We start from the raw sequence: 18859 nt of genomic DNA on the forward strand, positions 1-18859 counted from the left end.
TGGAGTTCGGCAAGGTTCTCCGAGGATTGACTCCGGTGGCCGCGACTTGTGACCATCTCCGGGGCCCGTCCGGGGTCCCGCGGAGAGGAACGAGGATCCATGGCGAACAACGGGCTGACGGTGGCGGTGCTGGGCCCTGGAGGTGTCGGCGGGCTGCTCGCGGCGCTTCTGTCCCGCTCCGGCCACCGGGTCGTCTGTCTCGCCGGGGACGGGACCGCGCGGAAGCTGGCCGCGGACGGCGTCGAGGTGCGCAGCGCCCACTTCGGCGACTTCACGGCACGGGTGGCGGCGGACACCGAACTGCGCGAACCGGCCGACGTGTGTGTGATCGCGGTCAAGGCGACGGCTCTGGACGCCGCGATGGAGCGGCTTCCGGCGAAGGTCCTGGGCGAGGAGGCCCTGGTCGTCCCGCTCCTGAACGGTGTCGAGCACCCGGCGCGGCTGCGGGAGCGCTACGGCTACGAGCGGGTGGCGCCCGCGGTGATCCGTGTGGAGTCGACGCGGATCGCTCCGGGAGTGATCGAGCACGGCAGCCCGTTCGCCGAGGTCGACCTGACCGCCGATACGGCTCCCGTTGCGCGGGTCGAGGCGCTCGTCGGGGCGCTGGAGTGGGCCGGTGTGCGCGCCCGGGTGCAGGACGACGAGTCGGCGGCGCTGTGGGCGAAGATGTCGTTCCTGGCGCCGTTCGCGCTGCTGACGACGCGGTACGGGGTGCCGGTGGGCGACGTACGCACCCTGCACCGAGCGGAGTTGACCGCTCTCGTGGAGGAGACGGCCGCGGTGGGCCGCGCGTGCGGCGCTCCGGTGGACGCGGCGACCGCCCTGGCTCGCTACGACGCGTTCCCCGCGGCCACCAAGTCCTCCATGCAGCGGGACGCCGAGGCGGGCCGCGCCCTCGAACTCGACGCGATCGGCGGCGCGTTGCTGCGAGCGGCGGAGCGTACGGGCGTTCCCGTACCGGTGGCGAGCGCACTGGTCGGGCACTTGGCGCCACTCGCCGGCACGGTGGGCTGACGGTCGTCGCGAGCCCGTAACCGCCTTACCGCGTAAGGGGGTTACGGAGCGGGTGCCGGCTGCCCGTCGGCGTGCGGGTCCGTCGTGCCGGTGTCCGAGCAGTGCCGGGCCACCGTGTCGGCGAAGGCGTGCGCCGCCGGTGACAGGGTGTCCCAGCCGCGGACGGCCCAGCCGACGGCGAGGGGCGGCAGGGCCGGTACGGGGAGGAAGCGGAGGCCGGGGTGGCCCGGTCCCGGCAGGCCGGGCAGGGCGGGGACGACGGCGTGTCCGAGGCCGAGTTCGGCGAGCAGGATCGCGGTGTCCCAGTCGGCGACGCTGGTGTCGGAGGCGCTCACGGGTATCCCCAACTCCCTGTAGGCGGCGTCGAGATGCGCGCGGGAGGTGGAGCGCTCGGGCAGTCCCACGATCCGCAGTCCGGCCAGTTCCGCCGCCTCGATCCTCTCCCGCCCGGCGAGTTCGTGGTCGGCGTGCACGGCGAGCACCCAGGGGAGTTCGGCGACGGTCCGCTGCTCGACCCCGCGCACGGGAGGGCCGAGGGTGACCCAGGCGAGGTCGAGTCCGTGGTCGGCGAGCGCGTCGAAGCAGCCCCGGCTGGAGTTCTCGGTCTGGAACTCCAGGCTGACCTCGGGATACCGGCCCCGGAACTCGACCACGGCCTCGGCCATGAAGTGCCGCACGGTGGTGCCGCCGGTGGCGATCCGCACCGTACCGCCGTCCCCGCGCACCAGCTCGTCGAGGCGGCGCAGCGCGAGGTCGAGTCCGGCGATGCCGTCCGCGGCGGCCCGTTCGAGGATGCGCCCGGCCCGGGTGGGAACCACTCCCCGGGCCTGGCGCTCGACGAGCCCGAGCCCGACCTCGCGTTCCAGCCTGCGTACGTGCTGACTCACCGCCGACTGCGTACAGCCCAGTTCCCGGGCGACGGCGCTCAGGCTGCCGGCCCGGCAGACGGCGACGAACACGCGAAGATCATCCAGCGTCACGGCCCCAAGGTACCCGCGGACCGGCGGAGTTGGCCGGTCAGGCGCGGGTCCTGTCGAGCAGCTCGACGATCTCCTCGGTCGTTCCGGTCTCACCGAGGCGGGGGAAGATCCGCTCGACGCTGTTGCGGTGGGTCTCGGGGTCGAGGTCGGACATGGCGTCGGTGGCGAGGGTGACGTGGTAGCCGTGCTCGTGGGCGGCGCGCGCGGAGGACTCCACGCCGATGCTGGTGGCGATGCCGGTCAGCACGATCTGGGTGATCCCGCGGCGGCGCAGCTGGAGGTCGAGGTCGGTGCCGTGGAAGGCGCCCCAGTTCCGCTTGGTCACGGTGATGTCCCCGGGGTGGCCGGCCATGTCGTCGACGATGACGTCCCAGCCCTCCGGGAAGGAGCGGGCGCGGCTCGGGCCGTCGATGCGGCCGGGGACGGCGTCGGCGCCGTCGGCGGCGGCGGTGACGCGGACGAGGACGACCGGGAGGCCGTGGCCGCGGAAGGCGTCGGCGAGCCGGGCGGAGCGCTTGACGACGTCGGCGGCGGCGTGCGGCGCGAGGCCGGGGTTGCCGACGATGCCGTGCTGGAGGTCGATGACGACGAGGGCGGTGCGGGGGTCGAGCGTGGTGACTGCCATGGTCAGGCCTTTCGGGGGGTGGGATGGCGGAGGGATCGGTCGATGAGGGTCGCCGCCAGGAGCAGCACTGCCCCGGCGAGCATGAAGAGGGCCAGATGGTGCAGGCCGCCGGTGTCGGCGCCGTGGGTGAAGAAGGCGGCGTCGGCGGCGGAGGCGGCCATCGCGCCCAGGTAGGTGAAGGTGCGCAGCAGGCCGGCGGCGGAGCCCATCCGGGTGGGGTCGGCCTGCCGGTAAAGCGCATTCTGATTGGCCAGGCCATTGAGTCCCTGGGGCACACCCATGACGGCTCCGACGCCGGCCAGCAGCCAGATCGCGCTGGTCGCGTTCATGGTCAGCAGCACCGCGCAGCCGGCGATCTGGGCGAGGCTCCCGACCACGAGCTTGGCCCGGACGGCCTCGCGGCGCCCGGTGATCCCGGAGACGAGAAGTCCGCTCAGGGACAGCGGCAGCAGGACGAGTCCGGCGTCGGCGGCGCGCAGGCCGCGCCCCTCCTCCATCCACTGCGTGAATCCGTACAGGAAGGCGTAGGCGGTGGTGTAGCTGAGGAACTGGCGCAGGAAGGTGGCGAGCATCGGCGCGTTGCCGCCGAGCACCCGCAGGTCGATGAACGGGGCCGGGGTCCGGAGTTCGCGTCGCGCGAACGCGGCTCCGGCGGCGAGCGCGAGCACCGGCAGGTACCAGTCGGTGGCCCGCGGCCGCATCAGGAACAGCATCAGCGAGACGAGCAGCGCGGTGAACAGGGCCATGCCGGCGAGGTCGACGCCTCGGGCCGGACGGGCCGCCGGGTCCGGGGACTTCGGCTTCGGGGACTTCGGCAGCCGCAGGGCGCCGAGGACCAGACAGGCCAGGGACAGCGGCACGTTGACGAGGAAGATGGTGCGCCAGCCACCCAGCCCGATGAGCAGGCCGCCGAGGGTGGGGCCGACGACGGAGACGGTCTGGGCGGAGACGGCGAGGGCGGTCAGTACGCCGGCCGGGCTGCTCTGCCCGGTGCGTTCGGCCTCGCTCCGGGTCAGGTGCATCGCGGCGGGGTACGCGGCCGAGGTGCCGAATCCGAGCAGTACCCGGGCGGCGACGAGCGCGCCGAGGGTCGGGGAGAGGGCGCCGAGCAGTGCGGCGACGCCCACCAGGCCCGTACCGACGAGGTAGAGGCGGCGGGGGCCGTACAGGTCCACGAGCCGTCCGATGACGGGCTGTCCCACCGCGGTGGCGAGGTAGAGCCCGGAGACGAGCCACGCGGTCTCCGCCGGGGACGCCCCGAGCGCCCTGCCGATCGGCACGAGCGCCACGGCGATCATGGAGGAGTTGACGGGGTTCAGTACGGACCCGAGGACCATCGGGGCGATCAGCCGGCGGTCGAAACGGTCGGGCGGCCGGTGGTGTGCGGGGGTGAGCCTGTGCTGGAGCCAGTCCCGGAGTGCGGGTATCACGACCGGGTGAGCCGTTCCAGCAGCGCCATCGCCTTGATGACGGTCTGCCGTTCCTCCTCCGTGCAGCGCTCCTCGAAGGCCCGGGTGAGCCACTCCGAACGGGCCTGCCGGGTGCCTTCGACGCGCTCGCGCCCGGCGTCGGTGAGGGTCACCAGCTGGCGCCTGCCGTCCCCGGGGTCGGGGTTGCGCTGGATGAGTCCGAACTGGTCGAGGGCCGCGAGCGTGGCGGCCATCGACTGCGGGCGCACTCCTTCGGCCGCCGCCAGGGCGCTGGCCGTGGCGGCCCCGCTCTTGCTCACCAGGGTGAGCGCGGAGATCTGGGAGGGGGTGAGGTCCTGCGTCGCGCCCTGTGCGCCGTCCTGTGTCTCGGACACCTCGCGGATGCGCCGCCTGAGCAGGCTGAAGGCGACCCTCAGGTCCTGCGCGGCCCGTGCCGCCGAGTCCTGAGCGCCCGTGTCGTCCGGCCGGCCGCCGCTCTGATCCATACCGCCACGGTAAATCGCCCAGCCCAAACTGTCCAGTTGAAACTGCACAGCCCAACCTGCCGAACCCCTTTCCATCCCCTCTTCACACGAACACACATTCGGAACACCCGTTCGCGTGAAGTCCCCGTGGAAGCTCGCACCACAAAATCGAACAGGCGTACCATTGCCGTGTGGCTGAGACCTATGACTTTCCCAGTGACCTCCTCGCCGGTCAGGAGGAGCTGCATCAGGTCCGGGCCGAGTTGCTGGCCCTGCTGAAACGACTCCCCTGGTCGGTGGAGCCGCTGGACGGCTTCAGCGACACCGGCGGCTGGCGCAAGGTGGAGCGCCCCGCCTCCCCGGGCTGGACCGACGACGAACAGGCCGAGGTCGAGAAGCTACGCCAACGCGAGCTCGAACTCGCCGTGTTCGTCTCCGGCCACCGCTTCTGGTCGCAGGTCGCGCCTCCGGACACGACCGACGCCCGGGCGCGGCTGAAGCACGCCCACGGCAAGGAGGTCTGAGGCCGCGTCACCCGAGGAACGCCGAGGGCCGGCACCGTCGTCGAGACGGCACCGGCCCGATGGGACCCTCACACGACCGGCCCCGCGAGGCGGTCGTCGCGGCGACCCGCGAACGACTCCCCCGCTGCCGCGCCCCCAGGGACGCGGCGCGCGCCTCAGTGCTTCGGGCCGCAGTCGTAGAGGGTCAGGCTGCCGTCGGTGCGGCGGCCGTAGGCGGAGGGACGGACCCGGGCGCAGTGTGACTTCACCCAGGTGGTGGTGGGCGTGCCGGGGCGCCGTGTGGTGAGCAGCGCGTAGCGCACCTGGTGGGTGCTGACGAGGGTGCCGAACTGGCCGGCGGTGGGGAACGGGGTGCTGCCGGTGAAGCCGCCCATGACGAGCATGGGCTCGGACTCGGCGCGCAGCAGGGGCTCGGCCGTGTAGGCGGCCTGCGTGGCCAGCAGGTACTTCTCGCCGTGGCGGTGCGCGGTGAGGTAGCCGAGCAGGGCGGCGTCGCGGGCGCTGGGCCGGTCGATCCCGACCCGGCTCACCGAGCGGACGCGGTGGCCGTCGCGGAACGCGAAGCCGACCGGACCTGCCATCGGCGAGGTGGAGCTGCCCGCGTAGTGCGGATCGAGGCTGGAAGTGGCCCAGCCGGCCGGGACGACCAGGGTGGCCGCGATCCCGGCGGCGAGGGCGCCCTGGACCATCCGGGGCGAGGTGCGCGGCCCGCGGGTCCACAGGCCGAGCGCGCCGCACGCGGCGAGCATCAGGGCGACCGGCAGCAGATAGGAGACGAACCGGGTCGGCCAGTCGAGCACCAGCGCCCACAGCGCCGTCAGCGCGATCGCCGCCGGCAGTGCCACGCGCCGTGGGCCGCCCGTCTCGTACTCCGCCTTGAAGAGGGCGAGTCCGCCGCCTGCCAGGGCGGCGAGCGCCGGGGCGATGACGGCGGTGTAGTAGGCGTGGTTGCCGTTGGAGACGCCGAACACCAGGGCGTGCACGGCCAGCCAGCCGCCCCAGAGCAGAAAACCCGTGCGCAGCAGGTCGGTTCGCGGCTGCCCGGAACGCCAGACGATGCCCAGTACGGCGGCGGCGAGGGCGAGCGGCAGGAACCAGGCGATCTGCGGGCCGACGGTGTCGTTGATGAGCATCGTCCAGCCGGTGTTGCCCGTGGTGCGGCTGGCGGCGGTGCCCGCGACGGCGCCGAACGCGGTGGAGTCGCTGCTGAATCGGCTCAGGCCGTTGTAGCCGAAGACCAGGGTGAACGGATTGTTGTTGGACGTTCCGTCGAGGTACGGGCGGTCGGCGGCCGGTGTCACCCAGGCGAACAGGATCCAGAGGCAGGAGACCGCCAGCGCGACCGCTCCGCTCAGCAGGACGCGCAGGGCCCGCTTCAACGGCGTTCCAGGAGAGGCGAATTGGTAGACGACGGCGAAGACGGGCAGCACCAGCCACGCCTGGAGCATCTTCGCCTGGAAGGCGAGCCCGACCCAGACTCCGCAGGTGACCAGCGGCAGCAGCCGTCCGCTGCCGACGGCCTTCTGCAAGGCGCCGGCGGCGGCCACCAGGAGCAGGGTGAGCGCGGTGTCCGGGATGGTGGCCCGGGTGAGGACCACGGTGATCGGGGTGAGGGTGAGCACCAGCGCGGCGATCAGCGCGGCGAACGGCCCGGCCCAGGCCCGTACGATCCGGTGCAGCAGCCATACGGTGAGCACGCCCTCGACGACCTGCGGAAACGCGACGGCCCAGGTGTGCGGGCCGAAGAGCCAGACGGAGGCGGCCTCGGGCCAGAAGGCGCCGGGGAGCTTGTCGACGGATATGGAACCGCTGGCGTCGAGCCCGCCGAAGGCGAAGGCGCGCCATCCGGAGGCCATCGACCGCGCCGCCGCGCCGTAGAAGGGGTGGATCGCGGCCTGTCCGATCCCCCAGGTGTACAGCACCGTGGCGACGACCAGCACCCCGGCCAGTGCCGGGAGCTCCCACTTCAGGGCGGCTTCCGGCTCTCCTGAGGCAGGCTTCGCCGCCCGGTCGCGTCGGTGCGCACCGGTGGGCTGGGCGGCGGGGATGGTGGCCATGGCAGTGGTCCTCGGGTCAGCGGGCAGAGGGCGGCGGGGTCACGGGCGGCGGGCGGTCCGGAAGCCGCGGGTCACGGGCGGCGGGCGGTCCGGAAGCCGCGGGTCACAGGCGGCGGGCGGTCCGGAAGCCGCGGGCGTAGAAGTCGGTGCCGTCCAGCAGCGAGCGGCCCGACATGTCGCCCATGGTGGGTCCGTTGGCGGCGGAGCGGCTGGAGTAGAAGCGGTGGCGGCCCCGGTCGTCGAGGCCCATGTACATGCCGACGTGGTCGATCAGGTCGGGCCGGTCCTTGATGATGGCGAAGAACACCAGATCGCCGGGTTGCAGGACGTCCAGGTCGGTGGGCTGCCGGCCGGTGTTGGGGATCAGCAGCCGGCCGGGACCGTAGGCGGCGATGGCGAAGGCGCGACGGGGCAGGCCGGCGCCCTTGGCGTTGGTGTTGTGCACGGGGATGCCCATGCGGTAGCCCCACACCAGACGCTGGAAGCCGGAGCAGTCGACGTCGCCGTAGCGCGCCTTCTCCGGCTGTGCGCGGACACCGCCCGGGAAGTCCCAGGGAACGCCCAAGTAGTCGTAGAAGTCGGACTGTTCGTCGTGGTAGGCGAAGTCCAGGGGGTTGTTCACCTCGGCGTTGCGCGGGCCGAAGTGCGCGGTGCCCGCGTAGCGCAGGCCGTTGGCCTTGTGCTTGTCGGGTGCCCCGGCACTGCTGTACTGGAAGGCGACCGCGAAGACGTCCGGGCTGGTGTCGCCGAGCGTCTTGGGGAACCAGCCCTTGAACCAGGCCGACCTCTCCATGCCCTGCTGCCACTCGTGCGGCAGTACCCGCACCCAGGCGTCGGTGGTCACCGTGGCGGTGGTGGTCCGCGGCTCGTTGAAGCTGCGGCTGGGTCCGCTGAGTACGGCGGTTCGGGCCCCGTCGGTGAAGGTGGCGAGCGTCCCCCCGTCCGCGGAGCGGACGACGGTGCGGTCCGGACGGGACAGCCGCTCGAAGGTGTGGGCTCCGGTGGGCCCGGCGCTCGGGCCGGCCCCGTCGGCGGCGGTGCCGCCGCCGTTGTCGTCACCGCTGTTGGCGAGGCGGTCCCAGGCGAACCCGCCGGCGGCCACCCCCGCGATCGTCCCGAGCACTGCGCGGCGGGTCAGCCGGCTGCGCCTGGCTGCGGGTTCTGGTCTCATGGCCGATCCTCCTGGGGACGCGGGGGTGAACGGGGGCGGTGGCTGGGTCAGCCGGTGGGCAGGGCTCCGAGCAGGAGTCCCGCGACCAGCACCACGTACGTGGCTAGCGTCACCGCCGTCGTCGAGATGAGGGTCGCCGCCATCGGCTGGCGGACCAGCTGGTAGGAGACCAGCCCGGGGACGATGAAGCCGAGGGTCTGCGAGGTGTACAGCAGCGGGAACTCGTGGCTGAGGGCGAGCATCACGGTGGTCTGCAACAGCACCGCGCACAGCACCACGGCGGCGAAGAGCCTCTTGCCGTACAGGATCACGTTGCGCTGCAACAGCTTCGTCGCGAAGTAGGTGAGCGCGGCGACACCGACCATCAGCGCCGCCATCTGCACGTCGGTGACGAGCGTGAGGGCGATCCAGCCCGGGGTGATCATGCCGCCGGGGGAGAGATTGGTGGTCAGGTAGCAGACGAGCGAGAAGACCAGCCCGATGGCGATCCCGAGCGCGGCGGTCTGTGCGGTGAGGTTGGCGGGGATCACTTACTGGTTCCTCGTCGTCTGGTACGGATCGTAGGAGTAGTGCGGGAAGTCGTCGGTGCTCTCGTCGTCGGCCCGGCCGCGGCGCGCGGCGAACCCGCGCGCGAGGTCGCGCTGCCCCGGGACGTGGAAGCCGTGTGCCGGTGTCTCCAGCGGTGCCACCCAGCTGTACGGCTCCGGCTCGGGCGGCCGGCCCACGGCGATCTGCATGGTCTCCTGGTCGAGGCCGTCGCGGGCGGGCGCGGGGGTGAACTCGTCCTCGGAGCCGTCCAGGGACAGCTCGGCGAGGCATTCCAGGAACAGTTCGCCCTGGCCGTGGATGTTGCCGATCGCCACCAGGGACGAGGCCGGGCCGAGTTCCGCGAGGATGTCCGCGGTCAGCTCCTCGGGGTCCCGGCGGTCGCCGCCGAGGTCAACCACCCGCCCGGTGAAGCCGGCCGGAATGGCGTCGCGGGCGCTCTTGGTCGGGTGGCCGATGAGGAAGACCGTCTCGGCGCCGAGGTCGGGGACGATGGCGCCCATCTGGCCGTTGCGTTCCACCCGGTCGGGGCGGCAGTTGATGACCACGTTGAGCGGCCGCCGGATGACGCCGAGGTCCTTCAGCTGCTGGACGTTCATCAGCGTCGACTCGGGGTCGTTGGCGGCGAAGACGTTGGCGAACGACAGCCGCTTGCCCTCGGGGGTGACGTAGCGTTCCACCGACAGCACGCCCGGGTCGGGCGGCGCGTCCCACATGCCCTGGAGCGCGGTCTGCCGCTCCACACCGAGCAGTTCGGCGACGGCGAGCGCGATCGCCACGTTCTCCTTGAAGGTGAACCAGCTGAAGCCGCGCAGTTCGGCGTCGCTCACGGAGTCGGGGTCGACCGCGACCAGCCGGCAGTCCCGCTTGTCCGCCTCCTCCTGGAGGATGTGCAGCCGGTCCTTCTCCGCCGTCACGCACACCCCGCCCACCGGCATCGACCGGGACAGCGAGCGGGCGACGTCGTCCAGGGTCGGGCCCATCTCCTCCAGATGGTCCTCACGGACGTTGCAGAGCACGCCGATGGTGGAGCGGATCAGCTTCTCCTGGTTGATCTCCTGAAGCGCGGGCATCACCGCCATGCACTCGATCACCAGCGCGTCCGGCCGGTAGGTCGCCGCCCGCCGTACGATGCCGATCTGCTCGACGATGTTGGCCAGCCCGAACTTGCGGTACACCGGCTCCTCGGTGGCGTCCGGGTGGATGAACCGGGCCGCGGTGCCGGTGGTCTTGGCCACGGTGACCAGGCCGCCGCCGCGCAGCGCGCCCGCGCACAGCCGGGTGATCGAACTCTTGCCGCGGATGCCGTTGACCAGCACCCGCGTGGGTATCTGTCCCAGCGAGTCGAAGTGGCGCCGCTGCTCCAGGATCCCGGCGGCACACAACCCGGCACAGCAGAGCAGGAGTACGACATAGAGGAAAAGCACGTCGATTCCGTCCTTCTATCCCTGAGGTGTGTTCTCGTACCGGGACCCGGAGGGGCCGACGGCCTGACCGGATCTGCCCGCCCGGCCGCGTTCCGCCAGGGCCTGGCGGATCAGCTCGAGGCTGCGGGTGACCGAGCCGACCTCGTCGTGGTTGACCGGGTGCAGCACGGTTCGGCGGTCCCCGCCCGCGAGCCGCTCGACGAGCACGTCGACCGAGCGCAGCGGCCTGATCACCACGACGTACAGCCAGCCCAGGCAGGCCACGCCCGCCGTGAGGCCGAGGATGCCGGCGAGGATGGTGCGCTGCTCGGCCTGCATCGCGGGGAGCTGGAGCGCGGCCGCGGGCTCGGCCGTCACCACGTGCCAGCCGAGGCCGGCCGTGTGACCGCTCTGTGCCAGCGGGGCGGCGGCGTCGACCTCCGGGCCCGAGGACCCGGACAGGACCGCCGAGGCCGAGGCGCCCGCGGTACCCGGGGCGCCCTTGGCGGCGCGGGCGAGACGGGTCAGGCCGGCATCGGGCAGTGCCTGGAAGGCGCGGTAGCCCACGCTCGCCGCCAGGACCCTGCTGTCGCCGTCCGTCACCCAGACACTGCCCAGCTTGGGCCTGGGCAGGATGGAGTTGAGCGCCTTCACGTCGATCTCGCCGAACAGTACGACCCCGGGCGCCGCCGCCTTGCCGTTGGCGACCGGGACCTGGACGTAGGCGGCGATCGCCGGGATGCGGCCCGAGGTGTTGACGGTGGTGATCCCGCTGCCCCGGGGCACGTGGACGATGGTGCGCAGCGGTGTGGCGCCCACCCGCAGCGTCTCGTCGCCCGAGCGGTCCAGCAGGTACAGCGAGCGGTACTGCTTGTGGTCGTTCAGGGCACGCCGCAGGATCTCGGTCCTGGCGCTGTCGGTCTTGCCCGGCAGGGCCGCGGCCGCGTCGCTCAGGTCGGTGTACGACTGGTCGAGGGACTGCCGGATCCGGTTCGCCGCGATCTCCGTGCGCGCCTGCTGGACGGTGAGAACGGGAGCCGGAACCGCGGTCGCGGTGTTCGCCCGGTTCAGCACGAAGATCATCGGTATCGCCCAGCAGGCGACGAGCACCAGGGCGAGCACGGCCAGCGCCCTGCCGCCCGGTCCGCGTCGCGGCGGGAACTCCTGCGGGCCGCTCTCGCCGAGCAGTTGAAGGCGCAGCGACTCCAACGCCCGCGCGATCCGGGCCGGTTCACCGAAACCGGTCGCCGGAACCGGCCGGGAGAGCTCCTCGAACGCGGTCGGCCCGCCCTCGGTCACGGCGCGGGCCAGGCGGCTCGAGGACAGGTACAGCTGAAGGAGCGGCTGCTGCACGAAGAACCGCAGCACCAGTCCGAGCACCAGCACGATCCCGGCCAGCGCCGCCGCGGCCTCCAGCGCGAAGCTCGAGTAGTCGGCGTTCGCGGTCGTGGCGGGCACCGCGCGGGAGGTGAGGACCATCAGGCCGAGGCCGTCGGTGTCGCCCGGTCCGGTCGCGGAGGCGACCTGGGCCCAGCCGGCCACCGTGCGCCGGCCTCCCACCGAGGATCCCAGCATGCTTCCCGAGGCGTCGGAGTCGCGCCCCGAGTCCTTCGCGGCGCGGACGGCCGCCGCGGGCAGGCCGCTGTCGGCCGCGGCGGACGACGCCGTGCCGTGGACCGCTGTGACGAGCGTCTCGCCCCTCGCGTCCAGAGCGACGGCGGTGCGCCCGTCGCCGTACGCCGTGAGGGCGGGGAGCGTTTCGGACACCACCAGCAGCCACTGCCGGTCGGCCCCGCTCTGCTGGTTCTGGTCCTGGTTGGCGTCCACCTGCGCGGGCACGGTGACCCTGGCGAAGTACAGCAGCCGCCGCGTACCGCCCGAGGTGACCATGCGGGGCGGGATCGCGTTGTGTCCGGACGCCGTGGTGGTCGCGTCCACGCCGGTCGACGGGACCGTCTTGCCGCCGGACGCCAGCAGCTTGCCGGTGCGCGCGTCGAACAGCGCGCTGCCGTGGGCCGCGTTCCCCGTGGAGGTCAGGGCCTTGAGCGCGGTCGCGGGGGTCGTGGTGCCCGTCGCCACGAACGCGCCGGCCGTACGGCGTACGCTTCTGGCCTCGACGTCGATCGTGGTGCGCGTCGACAGCGCCGTGTCCGCGGCTATCTGCTGCTCGCCGTTCAGTACGGCCTGCGGGACCCGCTCTGCGGAAATGCCTCCGAGGCCGATCACCGTCAGGGCGGCGACGACCAGCAGGAGCACGATGAGCGAGGCGATGGGCGGTCGCACCCCGCCGAGCAGCGGCATATCGGCGCGGCGGCGGCTGCGGTGCCGGCGCGGCGCCCGGGATGCGGTGGGCAGGGCAGCGAATCCTCTCTCAATTGGCGCCAAGCGCCCGAATGTTCGATCAGAGGAACACTTTAGCTGCCTACAATCACATAACCATCACGTCCGCTTCGTCGCGTTCGCGCGGGGTCACCCGGCGCGCGCGGACGGACCTGGGGCGGAGTTCTCCACCCACAGTGGTAGGGCGTGCCCCGCACGCGGGGCACGCCCTACCGCTTGTCCGGTTCACTTCACGAAGGAGATCTCCGGGTACTTCGTGCTGGGCCCGTCGAGCAGGGTGACGTGCTGCTTGCGCAGCTCCTTGTCGAAGAAGGCGGCCAGATAGACGCGCTGGACCTCGATCGCCCGGTTCGGGTCGATCGTGCCGTACGACTGCTGGACCTGGGCACGGGAGAGCCCGAGCACACCCGCCCACTGCGGCACCAGCGCCTCGTTGTCGCTGAACGACAGGTGCGCCGCGCCGTGGAGCTGGACGTCGACCCGGTAGCCCTTCAGGTGCGGCCACAGCGTGCGCCACGAACTGTCGTTGTTGCGGTTGTGGCCGCCGGAGCTGAACAGCATGAAGGGGCGGTTCAGGTCCTTGGTCGGCGCCGTGCCGAAGAACTGGCCGTCCAGGTTGGCGCCCGCGGCGATACGCGAGTCGAGCTGCATCGCGGTGTCGACCGCGGCGCCGCCCAGCGACCAGCCGAACATCCCGATACGGGACATGTCCACGGCCTTGGACAGGCCGGTGGGCAGCGTGGCCTTGCCGACGTCCGGGTTGCCGCCGGTGCTGATCGTGCCGAGCTGGTTGATGACGAAGCGGATGTCGGCCGCGCGCACCTTGAGCGTGTCGGAGGAGTGCGCGCCGGACGGCATGCTGTTGACCTCCAGCCGTCCGCCGGGGAACTGCACCTCGTTGGCGTCGTGCGTGTGGTCGACGGTGACGACGAGGTAACCGCGGCTGGCGAGGTCCTCGGCGAGCCCGGTGCCCATCGCACGGTCCGAGTGCAGCCCGGTCGAGTACAGCAGGACGGGCAGCTTGCCCAGCTTGGTGGCGACCGGGGCGAGCACGTGGCCCGCGGTCTTCGGCAGCGTCACCTGCTGCGTCGACAGGCCGCGCGTGGCGAGGAACCGCGCACCCGCGATCGACGACATCCACGGCGCCTGGTAGTGCCCGGACGTGGACGAGGCCGGGTACCACAGCGTGACCATCAGTTCGCGCCGCTTGTTGCCGGACACGTACGGGTCCGTGCGGGACTTGTCCGAGAGGTGCAGGCCGACCATGCCGACCTTGTAGGGCCCGGTCGGGTCGGGAAGGCTGAGCTGGACGGGGCCCATGTTCGCGCTGCGCAGCTTCGTGGTCGGGCTGCTGAACGTGGTGGCCGGACTGACGACGTGCTGCTGCTGCGGCTCGTCGTTCTCGGGCGCCCAGGGCGTGTCGTCCGGCGATTCCTTGGCCCCGGTGGCCGTGGGCTTGCCGGACGTCTTTCCGACGGCACTCGCCGGCGTTATCCCCGCACCCAGTACGACGGCCAGCGCACCCGCCGTACCGACCGCTTTGGCGATCAGATTGCGACGCGGCCGCGGTCGCGCATGTCTCATGAAACCCCCCTTGTCGGTCCGTGACCGCCGAACCGGCGATCGACTGGCGCACACCATACCGCCGTACAGGTCAACGGACTTCGGGCACCCGGCGTTCATCGCGGGGGCGCAGGCACGGGCAACTGGACGCCGGCGAACGCCGATCGGACCGGCACGCGGGTCATCTCCCACCGGCACGAGCACGATCCGCGGACACCGGGAACACCCGCGCCACGACCACCGCCGGCCCCTCCGGCACAGGAGCGGCACGGCGGCCTCACCGGCCGGAAACGACAGAGGCCCAGATCACCGGATGCACACCGGCTGACCTGGGCCTTGTTCGTGTCCTGAGACCGGTGGGCAGACGGTTTCGAACCGCCGACATCCGCCTTGTAAGTTCGATTCCTGGGTCGCGTGGACTGCTCGGGCCTGTGCTGGCCGGGCGAATCGGGATCCAGCTTTGGACGCTGGGATCTGTGGCCGTCTGGCGACGTTGATGTCAGCTGGTGATGTCAGACCGCTGGATGCTCGTCGGGCAGGGGAACGCGGACGAACTCGGTACACCGCTCGTCGCAGGCTCCTACGGCATGAAAGTTCCGATGTGCCTCCGTGAGGCTCAGTCGGTCGTTCGGGCCGCCCCGGACCCGGTCGGCGTCCTGGTCGTCCTCACGGAAACTGAGACAGCCCGGCGCCTGGAGCGACCGTCGGGAGCGAATCTCCACTGCCTCCCGGCGGGCCAACTCTGCTCTGGCAAGAGCCCAAAGCCGATCAGCTTCGTCTGGTAGGACTCCAGCCATCGATTCCAACGCTGTAGCCATCTGGTCTTGCCACTCCGCGTACGCATTCGACCCGCGGTCGTCCGGCTTGAGCTTGCGCACGCGTCTCATCTCGTTGAGAGCGGCTGTGAACGCGGGACCCATCGAGCTTGCCAAGATGCCTTCTTGCATTGCCGTGAGAGGGCAGTTTACCGAGCGCGCTCTGAGCTTGGGAGCTGAGGTGATCTGGGGCTTGTCGAGGGGCTGACCTGGGCGGAAGCGAGGTGGGGCGAGCATTGGCCTGACCTGCGGATTCCCCGCCTCGGATGGCGCGGCTGGCGCGTCCCGTTGTGTACCGCGAGTCCCCCCGAGTCTCCGCCCGTTCTGGCACGAGAGTGGCACGCCAGGGCACGAGCGAGGAGCTAGGCTCCGCCTTCGACATGGAGTGAAGGGGGAGTCAAGGACGTCATGTGGGACGGGCCTTTTTACCGTGTGCAGCGGGACGGGTACGAGATCTGTTTCGTGCCCAATGCGGGCGAAGCGCTTGAGGACGTCTGCAACGTCGACATGTGGGTGATCTTCGCGGACGGGCTCCGGTGGTCAGGGACCATCTTCACGCTCGCTGAGGTCCAACGGCTCATGGATCGGTGGGCGACCACGGGTGAGGAGCTGGGAGGAATCTTCTTCACCTGCTGGGACGGCCTCATCGTCCGTGACGCCGGGATCGCGGCCATGGTGAGAGTTGTGGATCATCTGGTGCAAGCAGGTGAGTACGAGACTGTGTTCCGCTCCGTAGGTCGCGCGGACTCTGACGCGAACTGATCGCCTCGATGCGAATATGGGCACGGTGGTCACTGAGGTCTGCTGGGCTGTTCAGTCGGTCACCTTGAGCCGGTGACGGTCGACTGCGGTCGTGCCGGTTGCTGTACTTCGCGGCTGTACAGCGGAGGTGAACGATCGGACAAGTTGGGACCTAGCTTTGATCACTCGACGGGGTCCCGCCGTAGAGGACACCCGTGCCGTAGTGCGGAGCGATGTCCGGGTGCTCTTCCGGTCGCGGCGCGCGTACCTGTGGCGAGAGACGCCCGCTGCTTGCACCGGTAGCTTCGAAGTTCCGCCGTGCCTCAGTCAGGCTGAGCTGACCGTTCGGGCCGCCTCGGCACTCGTCTGCATCGTGGTCATCCTGACCGTCGTCCTCCCAGAAGCAAACCGGACAGATCTCGTACATTGCACGCTCAGCGAGGGTGACGAATCCGCAGCAAGGGCAGCGATACGGACCGGTGTCGGCTCGGCCTATGACATCCGCGAACACCATGAGCGCATTGTGCTGTGCGATCACGCTGACCCACCTTCCATTTTCGTGCGGTCGGTGGAGTCTCAACGGGCGAGGCGAGTCAACACTTCAGCAATCTTGAAAACCGTCGTGGCAGCGATGTCACCGTGGACTCAAATCCCACACCCACCGCAGGTGAACGGCCCCTGACCAGGTACATCGGTCAGGGGCAGTCGTGCTGCGCGATGGCCGTGGGTGACCGTCGTTCCCCGGTGTTCCCCGCTCGATCGGTCACGCCGGGGTCACGGTCGGTCTCCGGCAGGACTGGGTGCCGTGAGGTCGACCCATATCCACGGCTTGTGATCCCAGTCGCGTACCTCGCCTATGACTAGGTCGATGGTCGTCCCCACTGGCGGCAGTTCCCGCACGAGGCGCTTCACTCCCGGCTCACTTCCGCGGCGAATCGTGTCCAGTGAGGCGCCCACCGGGTCGTACTCGTCGAGCTTTGCCGTGAGGCCCCATGGCTGGTGACCAGTGATCGTTGCTTGGACTGTCTCGCCTTGCCGAAGCTCGCTAAGAGGCCGTCTCGGTTGATCTGCCATGGCGGCATCCTCTACCCCAACCCACCACTCACCCCAGCTCCCATCCCGTCCGCCGTCGACCCACACACCGTGGAGCGGGCGTGGTTCAGGGCGTCAAGGTGGAGCGCGCTACTGTACGAACGACCTTGACGCCCTGGGCCGCGTCTGACCGTGGGCCATGAACGTCGGCTTCTCGACTCATGACCTCCGGGCCTATCCACCTGTGGGCGGGCGTCGGCGCAGCCGGGGTGGAGCGGGCCGAAGGCAGGAGCGGCGCCCGGCGCGGAGCCGGGAGCGCGCCCGGCGGAGCGGAGCGCAGCCGGGGCTTGATGGAGTAGAGAAAGTCTTACCGCGTCCATGATCCGGATCGGTTTTCCCAGGCTGCGGGCTACGTGTCCGTCTGGGCTACCGTGCGACCTATGCTCTCTGGATTGGACACGCCCCAAGGCGCTGCTGAGCTGGCCGAGTCACTGTTGTCCCCGCTCGGAGATCGCTGGTTGCACACGCAGGCTGTAGCAGCGCGAGCAATTGAGGCGACAACGGCGGTGTCCAAGGATGACCGGGAGCTCCTTGTCGCGGCTGCATGGCTGCATGACATCGGCTACGCGCCGGAATTGAGAGACACCGGGTTCCATCCCCTTGACGGCGCACGCCATTTGGAAAGGCTGGCTGCTCCTTCGCGCCTTGTGCGGTTGGTCGCCCACCACTCCGGCGCCGTCTACGAGGCCGAGCAGCGGGGGCTGACTGCTGAACTCGCGGTGTATGACCGGGAGGACTCCGCAGTCATGGACGCGCTGATCTTCGCCGACATGACCACTGGACCTGCCGGGCAGTCTTTCGAGTTCGGTCGGCGCATTGACGAGATCTTGCAACGGTATGGGCCGGACAGCGAGGTTCACGCCGCGACCAGGAAGGCACGACCGTATCTCGGTGCTGCTGTCGAGCGGACGGAACGGCGCATCAACACCTTCGTCTCACTTCCGCCGAGCCAGCGGGCAATCATTGACGGCAGCGGCTGGTGGCCTCCGACGCTGTTTGCTGCGGAACACCAGGACGTGGAGCTGATGGCTCGGTTGCTAGATGCCGGAGCCGACCCGAACGAGGGTAACGGCGCGACACACGCGATCGATAGCGAAGGTGACTGGGCATTGCAGAGCGGCAAGCCGCTGACCGTTGCCACAACGGCAGTGCTCTTGGCTTACGGCGCGGATCCTGGACTGGCGGACGGGAGCGGAGAGACACCTCTTCAAGTGGCAGAGAGTTACGACCATCGTCCCGCCATCCGACTGCTCCGCCGGCATCTCTCGGGCGACTTGGGCAGAAACAGCCCGCCTGGCCCGGACAGTCCCTGATCGATGCGCGTTGGTCACCCAGCTCCATGACTCTGCCAGGCGGCTCTCAGGAGTCGTCGCGACAGATACGGAGCGCCTCGGGCTCCCACTGCCGCTATGCCGCCAGGTTGCCTGGCGCGTGGCCGTGCTCAAGCAGCAACGGCAGGCGGCGAGTTGCGAAGCCATAGCGGGAAGCCTGGTAGGCATCCAGCACTTCCGTGATATGTGTTCACCACGCGCACGGGGCGACCGATCGAACCTCGCAACGTGTACCGCTCCTTCACCCGGGTCGCCGGGAACGCGGGCCTGCGCGTCATCCGGCTGCACGACGCCCGGCACGGATGCCTGCTCACCGTGAACGTCTATGCGCACGTCGTCCAGGACACGCAGCGCGAGGCCGTCAGTCACATGGATCGGCTGCTCACGCGGCGGCTACAGCGCGAGTAGCGACGGCACTGATGTCAGATCTGGATGTCAAAGGCCCCCAGCCATGATCGGCTGGGGGCCTTTTTCCTGGTGGGCGCCGACGGTTTCGAACCGCCGACATCCGCCTTGTAAGGGCGGACGTGGCCGACGGCGGAGTTCCCCAGGTCATTCCGGCAGTAGCGGCAGCCGGGGGGAACGGTGCATCTCGACTGTGGCGAGCCGTTGTTGACCGCGGTTGACCGCACGATGTGGCACGGCTGTGGCACGGGGACCACTTCGTCCCGAAGCAACTCGGGGGGCCCGACGTCCTTGGGCTGCTGTGCCTGTCACCTGCGCTGATGGTCCGCTGGCGTCCACAGTTGTCCGCGGCTGT

15 protein-coding genes, 1 tRNA gene and 1 pseudogene are annotated in these 18859 nt (G+C 70.5%); 5 read left to right on the forward strand and 12 right to left on the reverse strand.

The features are described from left to right. The first annotated feature begins 99 nt into the window (after positions 1-99). Positions 100-1014 (forward strand): 2-dehydropantoate 2-reductase, encoded by a 915-nt coding sequence (locus tag WJM95_RS09355; RefSeq protein ID WP_339129122.1) that lies wholly within the window; start codon positions 100-102, stop codon positions 1012-1014. A gap of 41 nt (positions 1015-1055) precedes the next feature. Here WJM95_RS09355 and WJM95_RS09360 read toward each other — a convergent pair whose 3' ends face one another. The 4 genes from WJM95_RS09360 to WJM95_RS09375 all read right to left on the reverse strand — a co-directional run bounded on the left by WJM95_RS09360 (position 1056) and on the right by WJM95_RS09375 (position 4534). Next, on the reverse strand, positions 1056-1994 hold the full coding sequence (locus WJM95_RS09360) for a LysR family transcriptional regulator (protein ID WP_339129123.1): 939 nt from the start codon (positions 1992-1994) through the stop codon (positions 1056-1058). 37 nt (positions 1995-2031) lie between these two features. Beyond that, on the reverse strand, positions 2032-2619 hold the full coding sequence (locus tag WJM95_RS09365; protein ID WP_339129124.1) for a hydrolase: 588 nt from the start codon (positions 2617-2619) through the stop codon (positions 2032-2034). A 2-nt stretch (positions 2620-2621) separates the two neighbouring features. Next, positions 2622-3968, reverse strand: a complete 1347-nt coding sequence (locus tag WJM95_RS09370; protein ID WP_339135437.1) for an MFS transporter — start codon at positions 3966-3968, stop codon at positions 2622-2624. A gap of 77 nt (positions 3969-4045) precedes the next feature. Then, complete coding sequence (locus tag WJM95_RS09375) at positions 4046-4534, reverse strand: MarR family transcriptional regulator (RefSeq protein WP_339129125.1); 489 nt, start codon at positions 4532-4534, stop codon at positions 4046-4048. 170 nt (positions 4535-4704) lie between these two features. On the opposite strand from WJM95_RS09375, the gene WJM95_RS09380 reads away from it, so the two are divergent. Next, positions 4705-5037 carry a hypothetical protein gene (locus WJM95_RS09380; RefSeq protein ID WP_339129126.1) on the forward strand — a complete coding sequence of 111 codons (333 nt, stop codon included), beginning with the start codon at positions 4705-4707 and terminating at the stop codon, positions 5035-5037. Positions 5038-5192: 155 nt separating this feature from the next. Here the strand turns inward: WJM95_RS09380 and WJM95_RS09385 are convergent, their stop codons facing one another. The 6 genes from WJM95_RS09385 to WJM95_RS09410 form a co-directional block, all read right to left on the reverse strand. Next, positions 5193-7094 carry a glycosyltransferase family 39 protein gene (locus WJM95_RS09385; RefSeq protein WP_339129127.1) on the reverse strand — a complete coding sequence of 634 codons (1902 nt, stop codon included), beginning with the start codon at positions 7092-7094 and terminating at the stop codon, positions 5193-5195. 103 nt (positions 7095-7197) lie between these two features. Further along, positions 7198-8265 (reverse strand): NlpC/P60 family protein, encoded by a 1068-nt coding sequence (locus WJM95_RS09390; RefSeq protein ID WP_339129128.1) that lies wholly within the window; start codon positions 8263-8265, stop codon positions 7198-7200. A gap of 47 nt (positions 8266-8312) precedes the next feature. Continuing rightward, positions 8313-8795: a poly-gamma-glutamate biosynthesis protein PgsC/CapC gene (locus tag WJM95_RS09395; protein WP_339129129.1), complete on the reverse strand. Its 483-nt coding sequence runs from the start codon at positions 8793-8795 to the stop codon at positions 8313-8315. Next, a complete protein-coding gene (gene pgsB, locus WJM95_RS09400) occupies positions 8796-10238 on the reverse strand; it encodes a poly-gamma-glutamate synthase PgsB (protein WP_339129130.1) in 1443 nt (480 codons plus the stop codon). A gap of 15 nt (positions 10239-10253) precedes the next feature. Next, the gene (locus tag WJM95_RS09405) at positions 10254-12500 is read right to left on the reverse strand and encodes a hypothetical protein (protein WP_339129131.1); all 2247 of its coding nucleotides are present in this window, start codon (positions 12498-12500) and stop codon (positions 10254-10256) included. A 282-nt stretch (positions 12501-12782) separates the two neighbouring features. Then, positions 12783-14141 carry a hydrolase gene (locus WJM95_RS09410; RefSeq protein WP_339129132.1) on the reverse strand — a complete coding sequence of 453 codons (1359 nt, stop codon included), beginning with the start codon at positions 14139-14141 and terminating at the stop codon, positions 12783-12785. A gap of 1202 nt (positions 14142-15343) precedes the next feature. Between WJM95_RS09410 and WJM95_RS09415 the strand changes: the two genes are divergently transcribed. Continuing rightward, the gene (locus WJM95_RS09415; RefSeq protein ID WP_339129133.1) at positions 15344-15697 is read left to right on the forward strand and encodes a hypothetical protein; all 354 of its coding nucleotides are present in this window, start codon (positions 15344-15346) and stop codon (positions 15695-15697) included. Positions 15698-15848: 151 nt separating this feature from the next. On the opposite strand, the gene WJM95_RS09420 is transcribed toward WJM95_RS09415, so the two are convergent. Beyond that, positions 15849-16190 (reverse strand): CPCC family cysteine-rich protein, encoded by a 342-nt coding sequence (locus WJM95_RS09420; RefSeq protein ID WP_339135439.1) that lies wholly within the window; start codon positions 16188-16190, stop codon positions 15849-15851. 958 nt (positions 16191-17148) lie between these two features. On the opposite strand from WJM95_RS09420, the gene WJM95_RS09425 reads away from it, so the two are divergent. Both WJM95_RS09425 and WJM95_RS09430 read left to right on the forward strand, forming a co-directional pair. After that, positions 17149-18081, forward strand: coding sequence for an HDIG domain-containing metalloprotein (locus WJM95_RS09425; protein ID WP_339129134.1), 933 nt, complete (start codon positions 17149-17151; stop codon positions 18079-18081). 201 nt (positions 18082-18282) lie between these two features. Continuing rightward, positions 18283-18507 (forward strand): annotated as a pseudogene (locus tag WJM95_RS09430) (site-specific integrase); the annotation flags it as partial. Positions 18508-18574: 67 nt separating this feature from the next. Here WJM95_RS09430 and WJM95_RS09435 read toward each other — a convergent pair. Next, positions 18575-18647, reverse strand: a tRNA-Val gene (locus tag WJM95_RS09435). Positions 18648-18859: the final 212 nt, after the last annotated feature.

The sequence above is a fragment of the Streptomyces sp. f51 genome (genome assembly GCF_037940415.1).
Classification (GTDB): Bacteria; Actinomycetota; Actinomycetes; order Streptomycetales; family Streptomycetaceae; genus Streptomyces.